Source organism: Halopseudomonas sp. 4NH20-0008, assembly GCF_057548395.1.
The window spans coordinates 1-898 of the sequence record NZ_BAAJMD010000041.1 but is presented as its reverse complement, the minus strand read 5'-3'; the positions used below and the strand labels follow the sequence as shown (position 1 = coordinate 898).

The 898-nt window shown below is 57.0% G+C and carries 1 protein-coding gene; it reads left to right on the top strand.

Annotation, left to right across the window (positions count from 1 at the left end):
- The coding region (locus AC27HQ_RS16930) for an Ig-like domain-containing protein (RefSeq protein WP_487157369.1) at positions 1-898 on the top strand (898 nt) is incomplete at both ends.

Here is an 898-nt window from a genome sequence, read left to right as displayed (position 1 = left end):
CGTGACTTCCAGCGATGCTGCAGGTAACACCGTCGATACCACCGGCACATCGACTCACACTGTTGATCTGGTAGCTCAGACTGGCGTCGTTACCATCGACAATATCACCGCCGATGACGTAATCAATGCCGCTGAATCAGCTCAAACCATCGCCGTAACTGGCACCGCCACGGGTGGTGATATCGCCGAAGGTGACGTGGTCACCATGGTGATCAATGGTACTGGATACGACACCACAGTCGATGCCGATGGCAACTGGACTGTGGATGTTGCTGGTAGCGATCTCGCGGCCGACATTGAGTTCGACGTGGTTGTAAGCTCTAGCGATGCCGCAGGCAACACCGTAGAAAGCACGGGTACTTCGACCCACACCGTTGACCTGGTAGCTCAGGCGGGCACTGTCACCGTGAATAACATCACGGCGGATGACGTGATAAACGCGGCCGAAGCGGCTCAAACTATTGCCGTGACCGGTACCGCCACGGGCGGTGACATTGCTGAAGGTGACGTGGTCACCATGGTGATCAACGGCACTGAGTACGACACCACCGTTGATGCCGATGGCAACTGGACTGTGGATGTTGCTGGTAGCGATCTCGCGGCCGACACTGAATTCGATGTGGTAGTGGCGTCCAGCGATGCCGCCGGCAACACCGTCGAGACCACAGGTACCTCGACTCACACAGTAGATCTGGTTGCCCAGGCTGGCACTGTCACCGTGGACAACATCACCGCCGATGACATCATCAATGCCGCTGAGGCGACTCAGACCATTCCTGTCACTGGTACCGCCACAGGCGGTGACATTGCGGAAGGTGACACCGTCACCATGGTGATCAATGGCACTGAATACGACACCACGGTTGATGCTGCCGGTAACTGGACTGTGGATGTAGCT